We start from the raw sequence: 20,738 nt of genomic DNA on the forward strand, positions 1-20,738 counted from the left end.
GCAATGCAATGAAAGCGATGATCCTTACATCATTTGGCGGCGCGCAATCGTTCGAACTGTGCGACGTGCCCAAACCAGAGCCACAAGCCGGAGAAGTACTGGTACGGGTGCACGCGACCTCCATCAACCCGCTGGATTATCAGGTGCGCCGTGGCGACTATGCCGATCTGGTGCCCCTCCCCGCCATCACCGGGCACGACGTCTCTGGCGTTGTCGAAGCGGTCGGCCCGGGGGTGACGGCGTTCGTGCCGGGTGACGAAGTCTGGTACACCCCGCAAATATTCGACGGTCCGGGCAGTTACGCCGAGTACCACGTGGCGGCCGAAACCATTGTCGGGAAAAAGCCTGCCACGTTGAGCCACCTTGAAGCGGCAAGCCTGAGCCTGGTTGGCGGAACGGCGTGGGAAGCGCTCGTCGTGCGGGCAGCGCTCAGAGTCGGTGAGAACATTCTGATTCATGGCGGTGCGGGCGGTGTCGGTCATGTCGCAATTCAATTGGCCAAAGCCATCGGCGCGAAGGTGTTCACCACCGTGCGTGAAGGCAATTTCGAGTTCGCCAGGCAGATGGGCGCCGATGTGCTGATCGATTACGAAAAGGAAGATTACGTCGAAGCGATCCTGCGGGAAACCGATGGCCGCGGCGTCGACGTCGTCTTCGACACCATCGGCGGCAACACCTTGACGCGCAGCCCCGACGCCCTCGCACAGCTTGGCCGCGTGGTATCGATCGTAGACCTTGCCCAGCCACAGAACCTGATTCAAGCCTGGGGCAAGAACGCCAGTTACCACTTCGTGTTCACCCGACAGAATCGCGGCAAGCTCGACGAGTTGAGTGCGTTGATTGCGAACGGGCAGTTGCGCCCACACGTTGGCGCAGTCTATGCGCTGGCCGACATCGGCCTCGCCCACACCCGGCTGGAGACGCCCAACAACGGCGTTCAAGGGAAGATCGCGATTGCCGTCGCGCCGTCGCCCGAACTCGCCAATCGCTGAATTCAGTCCCGAGGAGAACATCATGGTTTACGAGATCGCTCTGCTACCCGTTCACAAAGAACAAACTGAAGCGTTTCGGCGTGCGTTTACCGAGGTCGAGCCGTTGCTCAAACGCGCCAAGGGTTACGTCGGCCACCTGCTCGCGCCAGGAATCGAAACGCCGGAGGTGTTCAATCTGATCGTGCGCTGGCAATCGCTTGAGGATCACACGCCGGGGTTTGAAGCGAGTGAGGACCATCGGTTATTCATGCTGGGGCTGGAAGATTATTTTTCGGACGAGCCGAAGGTCTGGCACATCGAAGGTGGTGCGTTTCAGCAGCCGTTCAACTAATCTGCGGCAGTGACGCCCAATCAATGTGGGAGCGAGCTTGCTCGCGAATGCGGTGGAACAGTCAGCACATCCATTAACTGACACACCGCTTTCGCGAGCAAGCTCGCTCCCACAGGGTCAAGTGAACAACAAGTAAATTGCACTGAGTGCCAACAACCCCGCCATCACCCGATTGAACCAGCGCATCCCTACCGCATTGCTCAAATACCCACGCAAAAACGTCCCGGCATACGCCCAGCAGCCGACCGACAGATAACAGATCACCAGATACACCGCTGCAAACTGCCACACCAGCCGCGCCTCGCCATCGGCGACAAACGCGCCCATACCCGCGACGCATGCCAGCCAGGCTTTCGGGTTGAGCCATTGCATCACGGCGCCATACAGCATCGATGGCGCCCGCCCTGACTCACCGGCATTCAACTGCCCGTCATCCATGGCCAGTTTCCACGCCATGAACAGCAGAAACGCCACGCCGGCCAGTTGCACCACACGGGTCATGAATGGCCAGAGTTTCAGCACCTCGTGCAGACCCAGGCCCATCAACACCAGCAACAGCACAAACCCCAGCGTCGCTCCGGCAACATGCCGCTGACTGGCGCGAAAACCGAACTGCGCCCCGGAACTCAACGCCACGATATTCACCGGCCCCGGCGTGATGGACGCCGCCAGCGCAAACGCCGCCATGGAAACAATCAGACTCATCGCACACCTGCTTCAAATCGAGGAACAAGGTGCTCACGGTAGCGAGCACCTGGTCCTCGGTATTGAAGAAAATGCCCCTGTGATCCTGATCGTTCCCACGCTCTGCGTGGGAATGTAGCCCGGGACGCTCCGCGTCCCTTCCAGAGCCGAACGCAGAGCGTCCGTTGAGGCATTCCCACGCAGAGCGTGGGAACGATCAAACGACACAAATCCCCTGTGGGAACGAGCCTGCTCCGGGCGGCGTTCCGACGAAAGCGGTGGGTCATTCATCACTGCATTGCCAGGACGACCCCATTCGCGAGCACGCTCGCTCCCACATAAAAGCTGTGTTCAGTCCAAACGCGGCACGGTGAAGCGGAACTCGCTGCCCTGCCCCGGTTCGCTCTCGGCGAAGATCCGCCCGCCATGAGCTTCGACGATGCCTTGGGTGATGTACAAGCCCAGACCGGTGCCGGTCGGATTGCCCTCTTTCACCGTCCAGTAACGGTCAAAGACGTGCGGCAGATGTTCCTTGGGAATGCCCTCGCCGCTGTCGCGCACGGTGAAAACGATATCATCGCCGACCGACGTGGCATGCACGCCCACCGTGCCCAGGCGCGGGGTGAACTTGATCGCGTTGCCGACCAGATTAGACAGCACCTGAAACAGCCGCTCGGGGTCAGCATGGATACGCAGATCGGGGTCAGCGGCGAAAGAAATGCTGATGTCCTTGTCCAGCGCCAGCGGCGCGAGCAACGCCTGCGCCTCCTCGAACATCTGCCCGACGTCGAGTTTCTGCGGGGTGATGGAGTAGCGCCCGGCATCGATTTTCGAGGTATCGAGCAAGTCCTCCAACAGCGTGTTCATGCGGCCGGCGGCCTGTTGCATGGTGTCGATCGCCGTGGAGATCCGGCGCGAAGTGTGCGGGCCGTCGGAGCTGAAAGCCTTCTGCATCATGCCGCAGAGCATCGAGATCACGGTCATCGGGTTACGCAGATCGTGCGACACCACCGCCACCAGCTCATCGCGGGCGCGCACCGCTTCCTGCTCACGGCGCACCTGGCGTGCCAGATCGTTTTCCAGTGCCGAACGGCGCAGATCATTGGCGGCGAAAAGATCACCGTGGCTCCACTTGGTGGAGATCCCGGCCATCTCGACCTTCCAGATTTCGAACGAGGTGCGCGGGCGCAAGCGCAGGCCGGCGTCGGAGTTTTCCAGGTCCAGCGGCTTGCGCGGATCGCCGCTCCAATTGATGTTCTCCTTGACCTCGGGACGGAACCAGAACACGCCGTTGTCCACCGGTTTCGGCAGGCTCATGGCGAGCACGCCGCTGGCCACCTGTTGATACTGCGCGGCCGGCGGGTAGACGCTGGCCAGGTGATGACTGGCAAACACTGGCTCGCCGCTGTCCTGCAGCCATTTGTGCAAGGCGCGGATTTCTTCCGGCTCCGGACAGTTGCCGTAGCGGTGCAGTTGTTTGTCTTCGATGATTGCGATGCCGCCGGCATTGGTCAGCGCCATCAGGGTCTGCGGCTGATTGGCCAGACCGTCGAAGACATTCTGCGGCGAATCGATCATCGCTTGATTGAGCAGCGCCAACGCTTCGACTTTTTCTTCACGCTGGCGGCTGATCTCCAGCGCTTCCATGGCGCTGATCTGCAGCGACAGCACTTGACCGATGGTCTGGCACGCCGCACGCAATTCGTGCGGCACGTGCAGTGGCTGACGATTGCCGCAGCTGATCAAACCCCAGAGCTTGTCACCCTTGAGCAGGGAAATGCTCATCGACGACAACACGCCCATGTTTTTCATGTACTGGCAGTGGATCGGCGACACACTGCGCAGGGTGGCAAAACTCAGGTCCAGCGGCGTGTTCGTGTCCGGGCGCAACTTCGGCACCAGCGGCACCGGTTGGTAGTCGGCATTGGGGATGATCCGCAGCCAGTTGGTGCGATACAGCTCGCGCGCCTGTTCGGGAATGTCCGACGCCGGGAAAAACAGGCCATTGAACACTTCCATCGACGGGTCGGAGGCTTCGGCGATCACCTGACCGTGGCCCTCCTCCTCGAAACGATAGATCAACACCCGGTCGTAACCGGTCATGGCCTGAATTTCCTTGACGCTGATGTCATACAGCGCCTGCAACGTGGTGGCCGCCTGCAGACGCTGGAGCATGCGCCCCAGATGCGTTTGATTGCCGGCGATATTGCGCGGCTGGAAATTTTCCACGTGGATTTCCAGCTCCAGAATCAGCACACCTTGATGGCGGTGCAGCAAACCCTCGAATGCCGTGCCGTTGAGCCTGAAGCGCAGCGGCTGCACATCGGACAGCGACGGTTGCAGTAAAGCTTCGCGCACTTGCGCCGCTTCGGCGTCGCCGATCAGGCTTTCCAGTGGCTGGCCGATCAGGCTTTGCGGCACCCGGGCCAGCAGGCTTTCGACGTTGGCGCTGACCTGAATGATCGCCAATGCAGGTTCGCTCAGGGTCAACAGCAAGCCGTGGGGCTGGATCGCACCGGGGAAACGAATCGGCTCGTCGGCACAGTTGGCCAGCAGTTCTTCAAAGGCTTCTTTGTCTTGCGGGTTCATGCCAGTACCTCCCGGCTTTCGAGCCAGCGCTCGAAACAGCTGAATGTGGTTTGTGCGGCGGTGACGACAGCGCCGCGCTCGGCGGCGCTCATTGGCCGACTGCCGAGGTATTCGATAAAGTCACGCCAGCGCCGGCCCGTGGCGGCGCCGTAGATATCGAGAAAAGCCGCGCCGTTATCGGCTTCCAGGCCTAACCGCGTCGAGATTTCCCGGCGCAGAATCTGCCCGCCCAGCGTCGCGCCCTCAAGGACGTAGAGCACGCCAAGGCAGGCGGAGCTTGAGTCGATCACCGGCAACTGCTCGCACTGCGGCAGGCCTTGCAGCGCTTCGGCAGATACGCCCAGCGCGTGCAGATCAGTGCGCAAGGTTGGCGCTTTGAGTCGAGGCGTCAGATCAAAATCGGCTGGAATTGCATCACTGCGGAGCAAAGCGTTTTCCAGCGGCAGATAGAAGCCGTAATAAGCCTGCATCAACCGCACAAAAGCCTGGGTATCGAGGGTATCGGAGAAAAAAGGAAGGCGTTTTTCCAGTGCGATGTGCAGTTCGGCAGTGCCGGCTCGCAGATCTTGCAGCACCGGTGGCACATAAACTTCACGGGCCTTTGCTTGCATGTAGATCGCTCTTGGTGGGGCCGCCGGGGGCCAAACGGGGTGAATGCACGTCGGTGAAATTTTACACGGCTATCGCGGTTTCTGACCGGCCGGATAGATATTTCTGCCGAAACTATCACCCTCTGAGTCTTTCAGAGTGAAGGCATCTGCAAAAAGTTCGACCGCGTTGCCCAACGGCGCCGGGCGCTGTACCGCGACAGCGCCGCGTGACTGTATGGGTCTAGGCGGCTAGAGGCTGTGATAAAAATATTGCTGTCGTTTCTGGAGTGCTGTCATGGATCTCGCCACGCTCATCCTGTTTCTTCCGGCCTGCTTCGCCCTGAACATGGCCCCCGGGCCAAACAATCTGCTGTCGGTCAGCAACGCCACGCGTTATGGCTTTCGCCGTGCCTGCACGGCGGGTATCGGGCGGATTCTGGCGTTCGCCGGGATGATCGCACTGGCCGGTGCCGGTCTCTCAGTGGTGTTGCAGACTTCGGAATGGTTGTTCCATGCGATCAAGATCGTCGGCGCGGCGTATCTGTTGTACCTGGCCTGGCAGTTGTGGCGGGCCAATCCCGAGGCCGAGCAGCAAGTAACAGGCGGGACCGTTGGCTTCTTTGCTTTAGCACGACAGGAGTTTCTGGTGGCGGCGGGCAATCCGAAGGCGATCCTGTTGTTCACCGCGTTTCTGCCGCAGTTCGTCGACCCGGCGCGCCCGGTGGCGGCGCAATTCGCCGTACTCGGCGTGCTGTTCCTTTTATTGGAGTGGATCGCCATCAGCGCCTACGCGTGGATGGGCCTGCACATGCGCCGCTGGTTCGCCGAGCCGCGCGGCAAACGGATCTTCAATCGTTGCTGCGCAGGCCTGCTGTCGGCAGCGGCTTCGGTGCTGTTGCTGGCCAAACGCGCTTAAGCCTCGGACGGGCCTTTGAGTTCGACCTGATTGCCGTCCGGGTCGACGCAGTACAGCGACAGCCCTTTGCCCTCGGCGCCGAAGCGTGACTCGGCTTTGGCCACGCTCAAGCCGAAGGATTGCAAGTGCGCGCGCAGTACTTCTTCGTCGAACGGCTCGATGCGCAGGCAGAAGTGATCGACGTTACGCCGCTCGCTGCCGGCCGCCCCGCCGCCCTTGCGGCCGAGTTCGCCTTGCAGGTCGACGAGGTCGATCATCGAGGTGCCGGCGCGCAGGTGTATCAGGCCCAACGGTTCGTTGCGCTTGACCACTTCGGCGCCGAACACCTGGCCGTAGAAGTCGATGCTGCGTTGCAGGTCGGCGACGCGCAAGACGATGTGATCAATGTGTTGGATGGAAAACGGATGCATCGGGCACACCTCAACAAACGGTAGGAGCTGCCGATAGCGGCGATCTGGGATTTTGGGACGCGGAGCGTCCCGGGCTGCATTCCCACGCAGAGCGTGGGAACGATCAAGATCGCAGCCTGCGGCAGCTCCTACACGGTAGTTCAGGGGATTTGAAAATTCACTGTCGATTTTTCGGTGGAGCCATCGAGTATCTGGTTTTACTCTCGAACCATGAACATACAAACCGCTGTCCTGCCGCCCCACGCCGAAATGGTTCGCGCCATGCTCGAACGCGACACTGCCTACGAGGGCGTGTTCTTCACGGCCGTGAAAACCACCGGGATCTTCTGCCGCCCCAGTTGCACGGCGCGCAAACCGAAACCGGAGAACGTCGAGTTCTTCGCCCACGCCGACGACTGCCTGTCGGCGGGCTATCGCGCCTGCCTGCGCTGCAAACCACTGGATGCCGCAGCCATCGCCCCGGACTGGGTGCAACGGCTGCTCAACGCCGTGGACGCCGATCCGGAGGTGCGCTGGAGCGACGCACAATTGCTCGCTGAAGGCATCGAGCCGCTGAAGCTGCGGCGCTGGTTCAAGCAGCATTTCGGCATGACCTTCCATGCGTGGCTGCGTACGCGCCGCTTGGGCATGGCGCTGGGCGGGATCAAGCAAGGCATCTCGATTGATCATGCTGCGTTTGATTCAGGCTACGAATCGCTCAGCGGTTTTCGCGATGCCTTCCAGAAGTCCTTCCACATCACCCCGGGCCGCGCCGGACACAGCGAGCCGCTGCTGTTCACCCGGTTGACCACGCCGCTGGGGCCGATGATCGCCATGGCCGAACGCCGCGGCCTGGTGTTGCTGGAATTTCTTGATCGCCCGGCGCTGACCCGCGAAGTCGAAGAACTGCAACACCGCTACGGCTATGCGGTCGCGCCGGGGCACAACGCGCATTTGCAGCAGATCGAGGCGCAACTGGCGCAGTATTTCGCCGGCCAGCTGAATACCTTTACCGTGCCATTGCACCTGCCCGGCAGCGAGTTCGCCCGGCAGGTCTGGTCGGCGCTGCTGCAAATCCCTTACGGCCACACCAGCACCTACGGCGCCATCGCCGCCGGTTTGGGCAAACCCGGCGCCAGTCGCGCGGTCGGCCTGGCCAACGGGCACAATCGGCTGTCGATTGTGGTGCCTTGTCATCGCGTGATCGGCGCGGATGGCTCGCTGACCGGCTATGGTGGTGGGCAGCCGCGCAAAGCGTTTCTGCTGCGACTGGAAAACGCCGCCGTGCAGCTCACCCAACAACTGGCATTCTGACGAATCGAATCAACTGACAAGAAGGATTTTTGATGAACGCGCTCGCTACGCAGTTTCACCAGTTGCACCAGCAAGGCCTGTTGATGCTGACCAATGTCGGCGACGCCACCGGTGCGCGACTGGTCGAGCACCTGGGCGGTAAAGCCGTGGCCACCAGCAGTGCGGCGGTGGCCTGGGCCCACGGTTATCCGGACGGCAACGCTCTGCCCCTCGAACGGCTGGTGTCGACGGTAGAAGCCATCGCCCGGGTGATCAGCGTGCCGTTGACTGTGGACGTTGAAGCCGGTTACTCCGATGACCTCGGGCGCGTGGCCGAAGTGCTGGATGCGGTGATCGCGGCGGGTGCCGTGGGCATCAATATCGAGGACGGTTCTGCCGATCCGGAGGTGCTGGTGCGCAAGATCGAAGTCGCACGTCAGGTGGCCAACAAGCGCGAGGTGCAGCTGTTCATCAATGCGCGCACTGACGTTTATCTGAAAAGCCTTGTGCCGGCCGAGGATCGCGTCGCCGAAACTCTGCACCGCGCGGCGCTCTATCAAGCGGCCGGAGCGGATGGGTTGTTCGCGGCGGGCGTGACGTCGGCCTATGAAATCGAGGCCATCTGCAAAGGCTCTGCGCTGCCAGTCAACGTGCTTGGTTTCGCTTGCCTGCCTTCGCCCGAAGAACTGCAAGCACTGGGCGTACGCCGCTTGAGCGCCGGCTCCGGCATTGCCGAATTCCTCTATGGCGCGATGGGCGGGCTGGTGAAAAGCTTTCTGGCCAGCGGCAAACTCGACAGCCATGACCTCAAGGCGTTCACCTACGGCGAAGTCAACGGCTTGCTGAAATAAATGGCTGACGACTATCAAGCGGCCAGCGTGTTTCTGGCCGCGCTTGATCCGGACTGGCAGCGCCATGTCGCAGCGGTGGGTCCGTGCCTGCATCAACCGCATCCAGCGCGTGATCCTTATGAATCGCTGGTGCGGGCGATTGCTTATCAGCAGCTGCATGCCAAGGCCGGCGATGCGATTGTCGGGCGGCTGGTGGGGTTGTTTCCTGGGCAGACGTTTCCTCGTCCCGAGCAGGTTCTGGCGACGGATTTTGAGCGCATGCGCGGTTGCGGATTTTCGGCGAGCAAGATTGCGACGATTCAGGGGATTGCTCAGGCGACGCTGGATGGCGTGGTGCCGGATTACACCACGGCGCTGGCGATGGACGATGAGGCGTTGATCGAACGTTTGGTCAGTTTGCGCGGGATCGGTCGCTGGACGGTGGAGATGTTGCTGATTTACAGCCTGGAACGCATGGATATTTTGCCGGCGGATGACTTTGGTGTGCGTGAGGGTTATCGGCGCTTGAAGGGGTTGGAGGTGCAGCCTACGCGCAGGCAGATGGTTGAGATTGGATTGGGGGTGGAGCCCTTATCGAACGGTGGCGGCGTGGTATTTGTGGCGGGTGCCTAAACCGTTGCCCTCACCCTAGCCCTCTCCCAGAGGTAGAGGGGACTGATTGGGGGATATTGGAGATTTACACCGACCTGAAATAGCATCTGTGAATCCACGATCGACAAGACTTCTCAAACCTATAATCGACTGCCCTCACTAGCTCTCTCCCAGAGGCAAAGAGGACTGATTGGGGGAGATGGGAGATTTTACGCCGACCTGAAATAGCGTCTGTGAATCCATGATCGCCAAAACTTAGATCCATAATCGACCGGATTTCTCAGGTCGATGGATGACGCAAGACAACTCGGTCAGCCCCCTCTCCCTCCGGGAGATGGCTGGGGTGAGGGACCTTTGACTGTATCGCACTGTATATCCCGAAGCCGCAGACACACCAAAAGCACAATCCCCACACCGTCGACACACACCCGATACACCCCAACGCTGAAATGCCCCGGTCGATTTCACTCAACTCACCGGAGCTGCATCATGACCGCCACCCTTTCAACCGCCATCAAAGCCCTGCACCTGAACCTCGACCGCGCCGGCACCTGGCTCGCCCCTCTGACGCTGCGCCTGTTCATCGCCTGGGAATTCTTCGAATCCGGGCTGGAGAAACTCAACGGGCAGAACTGGTTCGAAGACATCCAGGACAGATTCCCCTTCCCATTCGATCAACTGCCGGCAACGCTGAACTGGGAACTGTCGATGTGGGCCGAACTGATCTGCGCACTGGCGATTCTGCTTGGCTTCGGCACGCGCATTTCGGCGGTTTCGCTGATCGTGGTCACCGTCGTGGCGACCGCCGCCGTGCACTGGCCCGCAGACTGGTCGTCACTGAGCGAACTGGCGCAGGGGTATGCGATCACCAACAAAGGCTTCGGCAACTTCAAGCTGCCGGCGATTTACCTGGCCGCGCTACTGCCGCTGGTGTTCGCCGGGGCGGGCAAGTTGAGTGTCGATGCGTGGCTGGCGCGGGTGTTCTGGAACCGAAGCACCCGCTGAGGCTCAGTGCGCTCGATCAAGCCCCACCAGCAACGCGCTATCGCGACTGTAGATGTCCGGTGAGTAGCGCACGCGGCCGCTGCTGTCGACCTGGGCCGTCCAGTAGGTCATCAGGATCGGCACCGGTGCCGACAAGCGAAATTCGTGAGTGGTGCCGGTGGCCAGCAAGGTTTCGGTGCGGGCCTTTTCCGCCGGGGTGAGCAGCAGATCACGCAGTTGCATTGGGTGTTCGACCCGCACGCAACCGGAGCTGAAAGCGCGTGGTCCTTTTTCGAACAGCGCCTTGCTTGGCGTGTCGTGCAGGTACACCGAGAACGGGTTGGGGAAGCGGATGACCATTTGCCCCAACGGATTACGCGGCCCGGCGTCCTGACGCAGCATGATGTTGCCGGGGTTGTCCCAATCGATGTCCGCCGCCGCCAGCGGCTGCCCGTTGGCGTCGAGCACTTGCAGGTTCTGCCGGCTGAGGAAGGTCTGGTCCTTGCGGATTTCCGGCAGCTTGTCTTCTTTCCAGATGGTCGGCGGCACGGTCCAGGTCGGGTTCAGGGTCAGGCGTGTCACCCGCGATTTCAGCAGCGGCGTCTGGCGTTCGGCTCGGCCCACCTGAGTGCGCGTCTGCCACACCGGTACGCCGCCCTGATACAGCGTCAGTTCCGCGGCGGCGACGTTGACCAGCAAGCCATCGGGCTCCATGTCCTGAGCCATCCAGCGGAAACGTTCGAGGTTGACCCGCAACTGCTCGCGACGGGTCAGCGGACTGATGTTGAGTTCGGCAATCGTGCCCGGCCCGACTACACCGTCAGCCTGCAGCGAATGGTTGGCCTGAAAACTCTTCACGGCGTCGACCAGCACGCCGTCATAAGCATTGCCGGGCGTACCAACGACCTGAGTCAGATAACCTTCGTTGTAAAGACGCTGGGCCAGTTCCGGCACGCGTTTGTCTTCCATGGCCGGGCGCAACAGCGGCCCGCTGCCCACCGACTGCCATTGCGGCAAGGCTTTGAGCCGTTGCGCAGCGTAGAGCTGACGCAGGTCCTGATATTGCGCCAGGCGCGGTCGGGCCAGTTCGAACGCGGCGGGAATGTGGTGCATGCCCGGTACCGCGATGGCCAACAATTCCGCCTGACGGTCGCGTGGGGTGGCGTCGGCATGCCACAGCGGTTCGAAGTGTGATTGCAGCAGGCTTCCGTAATGCAGATCCTGCAGGGCCTGGAGGTAGTTGCGGCTGATGTCGATGTCGGCACACAACTCGCCATCCTGCGGCGCTGTGGTCGCGATCGGATAGCGTTTTGGATTGAGGCCATCATCGGCCAACAACTGTAATTGCGCCTGCAACATCGGCAATCGCGCAGATTCACTCGCCCACACCGGCATCCAGTCCTGCTGCTGATAGAAGGCCTGCAATTGCGTCAGCGCCGGGCCATTGAGATGTGCGGCAATCGCCGGGCATGACTGCGCCAGACTGATCAAAACTGCCTGCAAGGGACTTTGCGGCTCGACCGGCATTTCTGCCGGTGGCGTCGGCAGTGTTTCCAGCGGCGGCAGCGGCTCATCGGCACAAGCGACAAACGGCGCAGCGAGCAAACAAATGCTCAAGTAGCATGCGTACTTTTTGAACAACTGCTTTACTCCAATCCATGGCCGTCCAGATGATGGCCAACCTTACATCAGGTGCGCTTGAGAGTCAGGCTCGATCGACGGGCTTGCGGGTATTGACTGGGAGTCAGGAGCCAAAGTGCCAAATAAGTAGCAAGTGAGGACACTTTATAAAATGTTGACGTTTTTGCGCCGACTTCTGTTGACTGCCACCGCTCTCGTCGTGACCAGTCCAGTTTTTGCCGCCGGCAAACCATCGCCGGTTCTCTACACCAGCCTCGCGCACGCCGCGCCAGAACTCAATCCCCAAGCGCTGAAAGGTGCGTTGAACGCCATGCAGTGCGCGGTCAACAACGGTGCGAAACCGTCCCGCCATCTGGCGATCATCGACTATTCGCAGCCATCCACCGAACGCCGTCTGTGGATCTTCGACCTCAACAAAAAGAAACTGGTGCTGCGCGATCTGGTTGCCCACGGCTCCAACTCCGGGGAAAACTTCGCTACGCAGTTTTCCAATGTCGAAGGCAGTTACCAGTCGAGCCTTGGCCTGTTCCGCACGCAGGAAAGCTACAGCGGCACCCACGGTTATTCGCTGCGCATGGACGGTCTGGAGCCGGGTTTCAATGACATGGCCCGCGATCGCGCGATCGTCATTCACGCCGCCAGTTATGTGAATCCGTTGTGGAGCAAGAAACAGGGGCGCATCGGCCGCAGCCAGGGCTGCCCGGCAGTGCGGCCGCAGATTGCCAAGCAGGTGATCGACCGGTTGAAGAATGGCCAGTTCATGTTTTCGTGGTACCCGGATCAGCGCTGGCTGAAGTCGTCGCCGTACCTGAACTGCCAGCCGCAGCAGGTGGCGAGCATCCTCAACACCCACGCGAGCTGACGGCACAACCTGTAACCCTGTGGGAGCTGGCTTGCCAGCGATAGCGGTGGATCAGTCAATGAAATTTTGACTGTGCAGGCCTCATCGCTGGCAAGCCAGCTCCCACAAGGATTTGAGTTGAGTCTGGAAAATCTTCGTACACCGTTTCATTACAACTTTGTCATTCAGCTGTCGGTTTGCCGTGCGGATCGCTCGGTAGCCTGAAGTTGTCCCGGCGCCAATGCCGATCAACTCCGACCACTGAGTGACTGACCATGAAAACCCTTCTGCTCGCCTTCACCGCCCTCCTCGCCACCGGCAGCGCGTTCGCCGCGAACATGCCCGACACCGCCGTGATTCATGACAAATCCGGTTTCTACGTCAATCTGGATGTCGACAAAGTCCTGTCCAGCACCGATATTTCACAAGCGTGTGGCGTGGTCCCGGCGCAATTGAATTACCTCGACCATCAGGGCCGCGAACATGTGCTGGACTATCAGGTACAAGGCAGCGGTTGCATCAATGACCATTGAGACTGATCGATGAATATTCTGGTTGTCGAAGACGAACCCAAGGCCGGCAATTACCTGCTCAACGGTTTGCAGGAACTGGGTTACAGCGTCAGCCTCGCCCGTGACGGCGCCGACGGCCTGCACCTGGCGCTGGAACACAGTTTCGATGTGATCGTGCTCGATGTGATGATGCCGAAAATGGATGGCTGGGAAGTCCTGCGCCGGCTGCGCAAGGAAGCTGATACGCCGGTGCTGTTCCTCACCGCCCGCGACGATATCGCTGACCGCGTCAAAGGCCTCGAACTAGGTGCTGATGATTACCTGATCAAGCCGTTTTCCTTCGCCGAACTGGTGGCGCGCCTGCGCACCCTGACGCGGCGCGGGCCGATCCATGAAGACGAACAATTGCAAGTCGCCGACCTGCAGATCGACGTGCTCAAACGCCGCGTAAGCCGCGCCGGGGTGCGCATCACCCTGACCAACAAAGAGTTCGCGTTGCTGCAGTTGTTCGCCACTCATACCGGCCAGGTTCTCGCCCGTTCGCTGATTGCTTCACGGGTGTGGGACATGAATTTCGACAGCGACACCAACGTGGTTGATGTCGCGGTGCGCCGCTTGCGGGCGAAGATCGATGACCCGTTCCAGCTCAAGCTGATCCATAGCGTGCGTGGCATCGGCTATCGCTTCGATACGCAACCATGAGCGCCCATCGCCCGTATTCCCTGACACTGCGCCTGGCGCTGGTGTTTGCCCTGCTCGCGTTCGCCTCGCTGGCCGGCCTCGGCGCCGCGCTGTACGGCGAACTCGAAGCGCAACTGATTCGCCGCGACGACATCTCACTGGTCAGCCGCGTCGATCAGTTGCGCACCTTTCTCAATGACAGCAACACCCTCGAATTGATCAAGAACAAACCGGCGTTGTTCCAGAACATGCTTGGTAATCGCGAAGCGTTGCTGACCATTGGCTCGCCGGGGCAACCGCCGCTGCTGGTGGTCAATCCGGGCAATCTGAGCACGCCTACGTTGCCGCCGGTGCCCAGCGACCAGCCGATGACGCTCAAGGACGTGCAGCACTTGCCGAGCGTCGACGGCGTGCCGTTTTCGGCGGTGGCGGCGAGTATCGATTCCGGTGAACTGGGCAACTTGCAAGTCACCACCGGGCGTTTGATGAGCGAGCGCACGGCGATGCTCGCCAACTACCGATTGAGTGTTTATGGCCTTGCCTCACTGGCGGCACTGTTGCTGGCGGTGGTGGGCTGTTTGCTGGTGTATCGCGGTTTGCTGCCGTTGCGACGACTGGCGAAACACGCGCATGGCATTGGTGTCGGCAACCTTGGCGAACGCCTTGCCAGCAGCGGTGCACCACGAGAATTGCAGCCGATGATCGAAGCCTTCAATGCCATGCTCGACCGCCTCGCCAAGGGCTTTACGCAGTTGAGTCAGGTGTCCACCGACATGGCCCATGAGTTGCGCACGCCGATCAACAACCTGCTCGGCGAAACCCAGGTCGCGCTGCAGCAGAACCGTAGCATTGAGGCCTATCAGCAGTTGCTCGCCTCTAACGTCGAAGAGCTTGAGCGGCTGACGCGGATGCTCGACAACATGCTGTTCCTCGCCCGCACCGATCCGGCCAGTGCGCTGAGCCAGCGCCAGGAGCTGGACGCGGCGGATGAGATGCAGCGCATTGCCGATTATTTTGAAGGATTGGCGGCTGATGTCGGGGTGTACATTGAGGCTCGTGGTAGCGGTGTGATCTGGGCCGAACCGATGCTGCTGCGCCGTGCGCTGGCCAACCTGTGCGCCAATGCGATCAAGTACGGTGCGGCGGATTCGACGGTGCAGGTGGAAGCGATTGCCGAGTTGGATGGCAGTTATCTGCGGGTACGCAATCAGGGCACAACCATTGCCCCTGAACATTTGGCGCGGCTGTTCGAGCGTTTTTACCGCGTCGATCAGTCACGCGAGCGCTCAGCGCAATCCAATGGTTTGGGCTTGTCAATCGTCGCGACCATCATGCAGTTGCATCAGGGCCGCTATAGCGTCAGCAGTGCCGATGGCATCACCTGCTTCGAACTGTTCTTCCCCGCCCGGCAAGACAGCACAAATCCCCTGTAGGAGTGAGCCTGCTCGCGATAGCGGTGGTTCAGCCAACATCCTCATTAACTGACACACCGCTATCGCGAGCAGGCTCACTCCTACAGTTGAACTGCGCTCGGCTTATGATCAAAGCCATAGCCATCAATGCCACCGCGACGCCAAAAGTGATGTGCAAGCCGCTGGCAATGGCGGTTGCAGGGGCCTGAGTCGGATCGCCCGCCGCCAGCGCAAACACTGCACCCATCACAGCCGCCCCGGTGATCAACCCCAGATTACGTGCCAATCCAAGCATCGCCGAAACCACACCGCGTTGCTCCTGACGAACTCCGGCCATCAACCCGGTGTTGTTCGCCGCCTGAAACAGCGCATAGCCGACGGCGACCACTGCAATCGACAGCAAATAGGCGGGCAACCCCAGACTCATCGGCAACAGCGCCAACAAGCCACAACCGCAGGCCATGGCGAGCAACGCGCCCGGCACGATGCGCCGCGCGCCGAAGCGGTCCACCAGACGCCCGGCCGGCACACCGCCAAACGCAGACAACAACGGCCCGACCGATAACGCCAAGCCGACCACGGCACTGCTGAGGCCCAATCCGCGACTCAGGTAAAACGGTCCCACCACCAGCGTGGTCATCATCACGGTCGTCACCAGCAAGGTCAGCGCCAGGCTGCTGCTCAATCGCCGGTCAGCGAACAGTGACAAGCGAATCAACGGCGCCTTGGCCTTCTTCTCGATCATGAAGAACAAGCCAGCGCCGCCCAGACTGGCCAGCAGCAGCGGCAACATGAAACCGTCGAGCGTCATTGCCAGCGCATAGGCCGCCAGCGTGAAGACCAGCACCGCGCTGCCAGAATAATCGAACGTCATTCGCGGCCCAACTGCGCGATCCGCCGGCAGAAAGCGATACACCAGCCAGACATTGAGCAAGCCCAGCGGCACGTTGAGCAGGAAAATCGCCTGCCAGCCGACATGCGTCATCAACAACCCACCCAACGACGGCCCAAGACTGGTGCCCGTCGCCGACATCGTCGCCAGCAAGCCCATCGCACTACCAGCCCGTGTCTTCGGCACCGCATCGGCCACCAACGCCACTGTCAAAGCGAACATGATCGCCGCGCCAACGCCTTGCACCGCCCGTGCGCCGATCAGCCAACCCAGTCCGGGAGCCAGCGCACAGGCCAACGAAGCGCTGGTGAAAATGCCGATCCCGATCAACAGCAGTCGACGTCGACCAAAACCATCGCCCAGACGCCCGACGCTGACGATCAACGTGGTGATCGCCAACAGGTAAGCGAGCACGATCCATTGCACCTGTTGAAACGTCGCCGCAAACGCCGCCGCCAGAATCGGCAGCCCGGCGTTGGCGATGCTGGTGTCCAGCGAAGGCATCAACATCGATAAGGCCAGACTGGTCAGCGCCCAGCGGGCGGGAGTGCTCAGGGGTTCTTGGGGCATGGCAGGCTCGCAGTGCAAAGGTGATGCGTCATAGCCTGAGCCTCGACAACACACGGCGCAAGACGCATGCTTTGCACTCAATACCTGCATGGAACGCCATGTCATGACTGCACCGGATCTGAACCTGCTGATCACCCTCGACGTGTTGCTGCGCGAAGGCAGCGTCGCCCGCGCCGCCAAATGCCTGCGGTTGAGCCCGTCGGCCATGAGTCGCGCCCTCGCCCGTTTGCGCGAAACCACCGGGGATCCCTTGCTGGTGCGAGCAGGTCGTGGCCTGGTGCCAACGCCGCGCGCACTCGAATTGCGCGAGCGGGTCAGTCATCTGGTGCAGGAAGCCGAGGCGGTTTTACGCCCTGCTGAGGTGCTCGACCCGAGCCGCTTGCAACGCACCTTCACCCTGCGCAACACCGACGGTTTTGTTGAAACCTTCGCCGCTGCCCTGCTCGCACGCATCGCTGAAGAAGCGCCGGATGTACGCCTGCGCTTTGTGCAGAAAGCCGACAAGGACAGCACGCCGCTGCGCGAAGGCCGCGTCGATCTGGAAACCGGCGTGGTCGATGACAGCACCGACCCGACACTGCACAGCCGCATCCTGTTTCAGGATCAATGGATTGGTGTGGTGCGTGAGGGGCATCCTTTGAGCACGGGAAAAATCACTAGCAAGCGCTTTGCCGGCGGCGAGCACATTCTCATTTCACGACGCGGGCGCAGCAGTGGACCAGTAGACGAAGCGTTACTCGCGCTCGGTCTGACGCGGGACATCGTCACCTCATTCGGTGGTTTCTCGGCGGCGCTGACGCTGGTGCGTGAGTCAGACCTGATCGCCACAGTCCCGCAGCGTCATACCAGCAAACTGCGCACAGGCCTGCACAGTTTCGCCCTGCCCTTCGCGATGCCGGACATCGGCGTGTCGATGCTCTGGCACCCGCGCATGGACGCTGACCCGGCGCATCGCTGGTTGCGTGATTGTGTGCGGCAGGTCTGCGCCTAACGCGCGTCGCCGCCGGCAGGTTTGTAGAAGAGAAATTTTTTCGTTTCGGCGGTCTTGCGATATTCCTTGGCCCAGCTCGGATGCACATTGCGGTCGTGGAAATACAGCGCGCCGTTGGTGCGATCCTTGAGCTGGCGGTTCAGCGCTTTGCGGGCGATATCCTTGGCCAGCGTGTATTCGGCATCTTCCTTGACCTGATCCGGACGCCCGTCGCACCACCAGGAAAACTGGCAGCTCTTGGTTTCCGAACCTTGTTTGACGACAGCGCAGACCTTGTCAGGGAAGCCTTCGTGGCCGAGGCGATTCATCACCACACTGGCCACCGCTTCCATTTCCGGCGTGTCTTTGCCTTTGGCTTCCCAATAGATACTGCGCGCCAGGCAAGTGATCGGATCGTCCAGCGGCGCAGCGCCGGCCGGGTCGACCGCTTGCACTTCGGTCGGGGTGATGGCTTCGGCTTTCGGTGCCGGTGCGGCGCTGACCTTGTCCGCCGCTTTCTCTTCCAGCACTTGGGCTTTTTCTTCAGCCTTCGCTTTGATCGGGGCCTGATCGGTGGCCCATGCAGAGCCTGCCAACAGGGTGAATACGAGACAACCCGCCCAGCCTTTCAATCCCATGTCTGTTCTTCCGGCAGCGCCCGAGTCGGGCAAGGTGTTACGTCGGGGAGACACCCGTATCCCGGGGTCTTCGGTGAGTGTAGACGGCAAACCCAGAGACAAAGTTGCGCAGAAAAACCGCTGAATGAAGAAAAAGACATTGCACTCACAGGGTGCCTTTCGCGCATCATGGGCGCATTCAGCTCAAGGGAGATTTCCATGCGCTTCATGCCGTTCGTTTTGCGTCTTGCCGCTTTGTCCGTGGGCGTTATGTCTGCCATTCCCGCGCTGGCTGGCGATGAGTCGCAATTGATCGAGTCGATCAACAGCTACCGCAGCCAGCCGCAGCGTTGCGGGTCGCAGGCATCGAATGAACTGCCACCGCTGTCGGCTGATCCCCGGCTGAGATTACGCGCCAGCGGTGCTGTCGATCTGCAACAAGCCATGGTCAGCGCCAGTTACCCGATGGTCAATGTGCAGGCAATCACGCTTAACGGCCCGCGCGATGCGGCGTCGGCGATGAAGGCGATTCAGGAAAGTTTCTGTCAGGTGGTGCTTGATCCGCAGTTCGTCGATGTCGGTGTCAGCCGCGATGATCGTGACTGGCGCATCGTATTGGCGCGGCCGCTGCTGTCGGCCAAACTGGGGGATGCGCAAAGTGAGGGGCAGAAGTTGCTCAGTGAACTCAACGCCGCGCGCAGCCAGGCACGTCAGTGTGGCGGTCAGGCATTCGCCGCTGCCGCACCGCTGGTCTGGAACGCGACGCTGGGCACGATCGCCCAGGATCACAGCCGCGACATGGCCAACAACAATTACTTCGATCATAAGGACCGCGACGGCCGCACCCCGGGCGATCGCGCGGAACTCGCCGGTTACAGCGGCCAACAGGTCGGCGAAAACATCGCCGCCGGCCAAGACACCGTGCACAAAGTCGTCGAAGGCTGGCTCGCCAGCCCCGGCCACTGCGCCAACCTGATGAACCCGCAATACCAGGAACTCGGCGCCGCCTACGCGACCGACCCGAAAAGCAGCGCCGGGATCTACTGGACCGCGATGTTTGGCGCTCAATAAGCCGCTCTCAAGTTCACCACCCACCCCTGTGGGAGCGAGCCTGCTCGCGAAGAGGCCTTTTCAGTCAACATCAATGTGTCTGACCTGACGCCTTCGCGAGCAGGCTCGCTCCCACAGTGATCGGTGCAATCCCCGTCATTCTCGGCCAACACAGCTCCCTCAGTGCCAAGCGGTGTATCCATGATCTGTGATACTCAAAACTCGGGTCATCGATGGCGTCAATCGATCAGTCACTAACAGTGATTGGACGCCATGGAACGCTGCCCATAACCTACGTTGCCCCCACTCTTTCCACAGCGGTTTTCATTCCTGCGAGGCTTCCTTGTCAGAGCGTGTCTTGATCGATGGTTACAACCGCCGCGTCGACTATCTGCGCATGTCGGTGACCGACCGCTGCGACTTCCGCTGCGTCTATTGCATGGCCGAAGACATGCAGTTTCTGCCGCGCCAGCAGGTGCTGACGCTGGAGGAGATCTATCAACTGGCGCAGAGCTTTGTGGCGCTCGGCACACGCAAGATTCGCCTGACCGGTGGCGAGCCGCTGATCCGCCCGGGCGTGGTCAAGTTGTGCGAGCAGATCGCCGCCCTGCCCGGCCTGCGCGAGTTGTGCATGACCACCAACGGTTCACAACTGGGCAAACTCGCCGAGCCGCTGTTCGACGCCGGGGTCAAACGCCTGAACATCAGCCTCGACAGCCTCGACCCGCAGCGCTTCAAACAGATGACCCGCACCGGCGATCTGGCGCAGGTGATCAATGGCATCGATGCCGCGCGCAAGGCTGGTTTCACCCGCACTAAACTCAACGTGGTGGTGATGCAGGGTCGCAACGATCAGGAAATCAATGATCTGGTCAGCTTCGCCATTGATCGGCAGCTCGACGTCTCTTTCATCGAAGAGATGCCGCTGGGGATCATCAGTGAACACAGCCGCGCCGAGTCGTTTTTCTCCAGCGCGCAGGTGCGCGAAAAGATTGCCGAACGCTATACCCTGATCGACTCGGCGGAGTCGACGCAAGGCCCGTCGCGCTACTGGCGGCTGGCGGAAGCGCCGGAGATTCGCCTGGGCTTTATCTCACCGCATAGCCACAATTTTTGCGGCACCTGCAACCGCGTTCGCCTCACCGTTGAAGGGCGCCTGCTACTGTGTCTGGGTAACGAGCATTCGGTGGATCTGAAAGCGCTGCTGCGCGCGCATCCGGGGCAACCGCAACGGCTGGAGAAAGCCATTATCGAGGCGATGAAACTCAAGCCGTATCGGCACAATTTCGAAGTGAACGATGATGTTCAGGTCGTGCGCTTCATGAACATGACCGGCGGCTGA

Annotated in this window: 20 protein-coding genes and 1 pseudogene; 14 read left to right on the top strand and 7 right to left on the bottom strand. The window is 60.9% G+C overall.

Annotation, left to right across the window (positions count from 1 at the left end; all coding sequences use genetic code 11):
* The first annotated feature begins 8 nt into the window (after positions 1-8).
* Together AB4N74_RS12050 and AB4N74_RS12055 are read left to right on the top strand one after the other, a co-directional pair.
* Positions 9-992 (top strand): zinc-dependent alcohol dehydrogenase family protein, encoded by a 984-nt coding sequence (locus tag AB4N74_RS12050; protein ID WP_460100382.1) that lies wholly within the window; start codon positions 9-11, stop codon positions 990-992.
* A gap of 22 nt (positions 993-1,014) precedes the next feature.
* Entirely contained in the window at positions 1,015-1,323 is a 309-nt protein-coding gene (locus AB4N74_RS12055) for an antibiotic biosynthesis monooxygenase family protein (RefSeq protein WP_460100385.1), read from the top strand.
* Between the two features lie 117 nt (positions 1,324-1,440).
* Here AB4N74_RS12055 and AB4N74_RS12060 read toward each other — a convergent pair whose 3' ends face one another.
* The 3 genes from AB4N74_RS12060 to AB4N74_RS12070 form a co-directional block, all read right to left on the bottom strand.
* On the bottom strand, positions 1,441-2,028 hold the full coding sequence (locus tag AB4N74_RS12060; RefSeq protein ID WP_093442549.1) for a LysE family translocator: 588 nt from the start codon (positions 2,026-2,028) through the stop codon (positions 1,441-1,443).
* Between the two features lie 330 nt (positions 2,029-2,358).
* The gene (locus tag AB4N74_RS12065) at positions 2,359-4,596 is read right to left on the bottom strand and encodes an ATP-binding protein (protein ID WP_257355402.1); all 2,238 of its coding nucleotides are present in this window, start codon (positions 4,594-4,596) and stop codon (positions 2,359-2,361) included.
* A complete protein-coding gene (locus AB4N74_RS12070; RefSeq protein WP_460100388.1) occupies positions 4,593-5,207 on the bottom strand; it encodes a biliverdin-producing heme oxygenase in 615 nt (204 codons plus the stop codon). The genes AB4N74_RS12065 and AB4N74_RS12070 overlap by 4 nt, the downstream gene beginning before the upstream one ends.
* A 274-nt stretch (positions 5,208-5,481) precedes the next feature.
* Between AB4N74_RS12070 and AB4N74_RS12075 the strand changes: the two genes are divergently transcribed.
* Positions 5,482-6,102, top strand: a complete 621-nt coding sequence (locus AB4N74_RS12075) for a LysE family translocator (protein WP_099756527.1) — start codon at positions 5,482-5,484, stop codon at positions 6,100-6,102.
* Here AB4N74_RS12075 and AB4N74_RS12080 read toward each other — a convergent pair.
* Positions 6,099-6,512 (bottom strand): VOC family protein, encoded by a 414-nt coding sequence (locus AB4N74_RS12080; RefSeq protein WP_320336590.1) that lies wholly within the window; start codon positions 6,510-6,512, stop codon positions 6,099-6,101. The genes AB4N74_RS12075 and AB4N74_RS12080 overlap by 4 nt on opposite strands.
* A gap of 210 nt (positions 6,513-6,722) precedes the next feature.
* Between AB4N74_RS12080 and AB4N74_RS12085 the strand changes: the two genes are divergently transcribed.
* The 4 genes and pseudogenes from AB4N74_RS12085 (at position 6,723) to AB4N74_RS12100 (ending at position 10,231) form a co-directional block, all read left to right on the top strand.
* Positions 6,723-7,805, top strand: coding sequence for a bifunctional transcriptional activator/DNA repair enzyme AdaA (locus AB4N74_RS12085; RefSeq protein ID WP_460100393.1), 1,083 nt, complete (start codon positions 6,723-6,725; stop codon positions 7,803-7,805).
* Between the two features lie 32 nt (positions 7,806-7,837).
* Entirely contained in the window at positions 7,838-8,635 is a 798-nt protein-coding gene (locus tag AB4N74_RS12090; protein ID WP_460100396.1) for an isocitrate lyase/PEP mutase family protein, read from the top strand.
* Positions 8,636-9,266, top strand: a pseudogene (locus AB4N74_RS12095) (DNA-3-methyladenine glycosylase family protein).
* 449 nt (positions 9,267-9,715) lie between these two features.
* Complete coding sequence (locus tag AB4N74_RS12100) at positions 9,716-10,231, top strand: HvfX family Cu-binding RiPP maturation protein (RefSeq protein WP_257355407.1); 516 nt, start codon at positions 9,716-9,718, stop codon at positions 10,229-10,231.
* Between the two features lie 3 nt (positions 10,232-10,234).
* Here AB4N74_RS12100 and AB4N74_RS12105 read toward each other — a convergent pair whose 3' ends face one another.
* The gene (locus AB4N74_RS12105) at positions 10,235-11,851 is read right to left on the bottom strand and encodes a L,D-transpeptidase family protein (RefSeq protein ID WP_460100399.1); all 1,617 of its coding nucleotides are present in this window, start codon (positions 11,849-11,851) and stop codon (positions 10,235-10,237) included.
* Positions 11,852-12,002: 151 nt separating this feature from the next.
* Between AB4N74_RS12105 and AB4N74_RS12110 the strand changes: the two genes are divergently transcribed.
* The 4 genes from AB4N74_RS12110 (at position 12,003) to AB4N74_RS12125 (ending at position 15,318) form a co-directional block, all read left to right on the top strand.
* Positions 12,003-12,713 carry a murein L,D-transpeptidase catalytic domain family protein gene (locus tag AB4N74_RS12110; RefSeq protein ID WP_095047934.1) on the top strand — a complete coding sequence of 237 codons (711 nt, stop codon included), beginning with the start codon at positions 12,003-12,005 and terminating at the stop codon, positions 12,711-12,713.
* A gap of 254 nt (positions 12,714-12,967) precedes the next feature.
* A complete protein-coding gene (locus tag AB4N74_RS12115; protein ID WP_064389346.1) occupies positions 12,968-13,225 on the top strand; it encodes a DUF2790 domain-containing protein in 258 nt (85 codons plus the stop codon).
* A 9-nt stretch (positions 13,226-13,234) separates the two neighbouring features.
* Entirely contained in the window at positions 13,235-13,906 is a 672-nt protein-coding gene (locus AB4N74_RS12120) for a heavy metal response regulator transcription factor (protein WP_007918415.1), read from the top strand.
* On the top strand, positions 13,903-15,318 hold the full coding sequence (locus tag AB4N74_RS12125) for a heavy metal sensor histidine kinase (RefSeq protein WP_095124590.1): 1,416 nt from the start codon (positions 13,903-13,905) through the stop codon (positions 15,316-15,318). The genes AB4N74_RS12120 and AB4N74_RS12125 overlap by 4 nt, the downstream gene beginning before the upstream one ends.
* Positions 15,319-15,346: 28 nt before the next feature.
* Here the strand turns inward: AB4N74_RS12125 and AB4N74_RS12130 are convergent, their stop codons facing one another.
* The gene (locus tag AB4N74_RS12130; protein WP_460100404.1) at positions 15,347-16,759 is read right to left on the bottom strand and encodes an MFS transporter; all 1,413 of its coding nucleotides are present in this window, start codon (positions 16,757-16,759) and stop codon (positions 15,347-15,349) included.
* 103 nt (positions 16,760-16,862) lie between these two features.
* Here AB4N74_RS12130 and AB4N74_RS12135 point away from each other — a divergent pair, with 103 nt between their 5' ends.
* Entirely contained in the window at positions 16,863-17,750 is an 888-nt protein-coding gene (locus tag AB4N74_RS12135; RefSeq protein ID WP_460100407.1) for a LysR family transcriptional regulator, read from the top strand.
* On the opposite strand, the gene AB4N74_RS12140 is transcribed toward AB4N74_RS12135, so the two are convergent.
* On the bottom strand, positions 17,747-18,367 hold the full coding sequence (locus AB4N74_RS12140) for a cell wall hydrolase (protein WP_257355411.1): 621 nt from the start codon (positions 18,365-18,367) through the stop codon (positions 17,747-17,749). The genes AB4N74_RS12135 and AB4N74_RS12140 overlap by 4 nt on opposite strands.
* Before the next feature lie 198 nt (positions 18,368-18,565).
* Between AB4N74_RS12140 and AB4N74_RS12145 the strand changes: the two genes are divergently transcribed.
* Both AB4N74_RS12145 and moaA read left to right on the top strand, forming a co-directional pair.
* Positions 18,566-19,417: a CAP domain-containing protein gene (locus tag AB4N74_RS12145; protein WP_460100410.1), complete on the top strand. Its 852-nt coding sequence runs from the start codon at positions 18,566-18,568 to the stop codon at positions 19,415-19,417.
* A gap of 322 nt (positions 19,418-19,739) precedes the next feature.
* On the top strand, positions 19,740-20,738 hold the full coding sequence (gene moaA / locus AB4N74_RS12150) for a GTP 3',8-cyclase MoaA (RefSeq protein WP_460100413.1): 999 nt from the start codon (positions 19,740-19,742) through the stop codon (positions 20,736-20,738).

Source organism: Pseudomonas sp. H3_C08 (assembly GCF_054669455.1).

Bases quoted from the DNA above. Each gene is read 5' to 3' on its own strand.
- AB4N74_RS12145 (WP_460100410.1), top strand. From the start codon at position 18,566: ATGCGCTTCATGCCGTTCGTTTTGCGTCTTGCCGCTTTGTCCGTGGGC.
- AB4N74_RS12065 (WP_257355402.1), bottom strand. From the start codon at position 4,596: ATGAACCCGCAAGACAAAGAAGCCTTTGAAGAACTGCTGGCCAACTGT.
- AB4N74_RS12080 (WP_320336590.1), bottom strand. From the start codon at position 6,512: ATGCATCCGTTTTCCATCCAACACATTGATCACATCGTCTTGCGCGTC.
- AB4N74_RS12050 (WP_460100382.1), top strand. From the start codon at position 9: ATGAAAGCGATGATCCTTACATCATTTGGCGGCGCGCAATCGTTCGAA.
- AB4N74_RS12110 (WP_095047934.1), top strand. From the start codon at position 12,003: ATGTTGACGTTTTTGCGCCGACTTCTGTTGACTGCCACCGCTCTCGTC.
- AB4N74_RS12140 (WP_257355411.1), bottom strand. From the start codon at position 18,367: ATGGGATTGAAAGGCTGGGCGGGTTGTCTCGTATTCACCCTGTTGGCA.
- AB4N74_RS12085 (WP_460100393.1), top strand. From the start codon at position 6,723: ATGAACATACAAACCGCTGTCCTGCCGCCCCACGCCGAAATGGTTCGC.
- AB4N74_RS12055 (WP_460100385.1), top strand. From the start codon at position 1,015: ATGGTTTACGAGATCGCTCTGCTACCCGTTCACAAAGAACAAACTGAA.
- AB4N74_RS12060 (WP_093442549.1), bottom strand. From the start codon at position 2,028: ATGAGTCTGATTGTTTCCATGGCGGCGTTTGCGCTGGCGGCGTCCATC.
- AB4N74_RS12120 (WP_007918415.1), top strand. From the start codon at position 13,235: ATGAATATTCTGGTTGTCGAAGACGAACCCAAGGCCGGCAATTACCTG.
- AB4N74_RS12135 (WP_460100407.1), top strand. From the start codon at position 16,863: ATGACTGCACCGGATCTGAACCTGCTGATCACCCTCGACGTGTTGCTG.
- AB4N74_RS12075 (WP_099756527.1), top strand. From the start codon at position 5,482: ATGGATCTCGCCACGCTCATCCTGTTTCTTCCGGCCTGCTTCGCCCTG.
- AB4N74_RS12130 (WP_460100404.1), bottom strand. From the start codon at position 16,759: ATGCCCCAAGAACCCCTGAGCACTCCCGCCCGCTGGGCGCTGACCAGT.
- AB4N74_RS12100 (WP_257355407.1), top strand. From the start codon at position 9,716: ATGACCGCCACCCTTTCAACCGCCATCAAAGCCCTGCACCTGAACCTC.
- AB4N74_RS12070 (WP_460100388.1), bottom strand. From the start codon at position 5,207: ATGCAAGCAAAGGCCCGTGAAGTTTATGTGCCACCGGTGCTGCAAGAT.
- AB4N74_RS12125 (WP_095124590.1), top strand. From the start codon at position 13,903: ATGAGCGCCCATCGCCCGTATTCCCTGACACTGCGCCTGGCGCTGGTG.
- AB4N74_RS12090 (WP_460100396.1), top strand. From the start codon at position 7,838: ATGAACGCGCTCGCTACGCAGTTTCACCAGTTGCACCAGCAAGGCCTG.
- AB4N74_RS12115 (WP_064389346.1), top strand. From the start codon at position 12,968: ATGAAAACCCTTCTGCTCGCCTTCACCGCCCTCCTCGCCACCGGCAGC.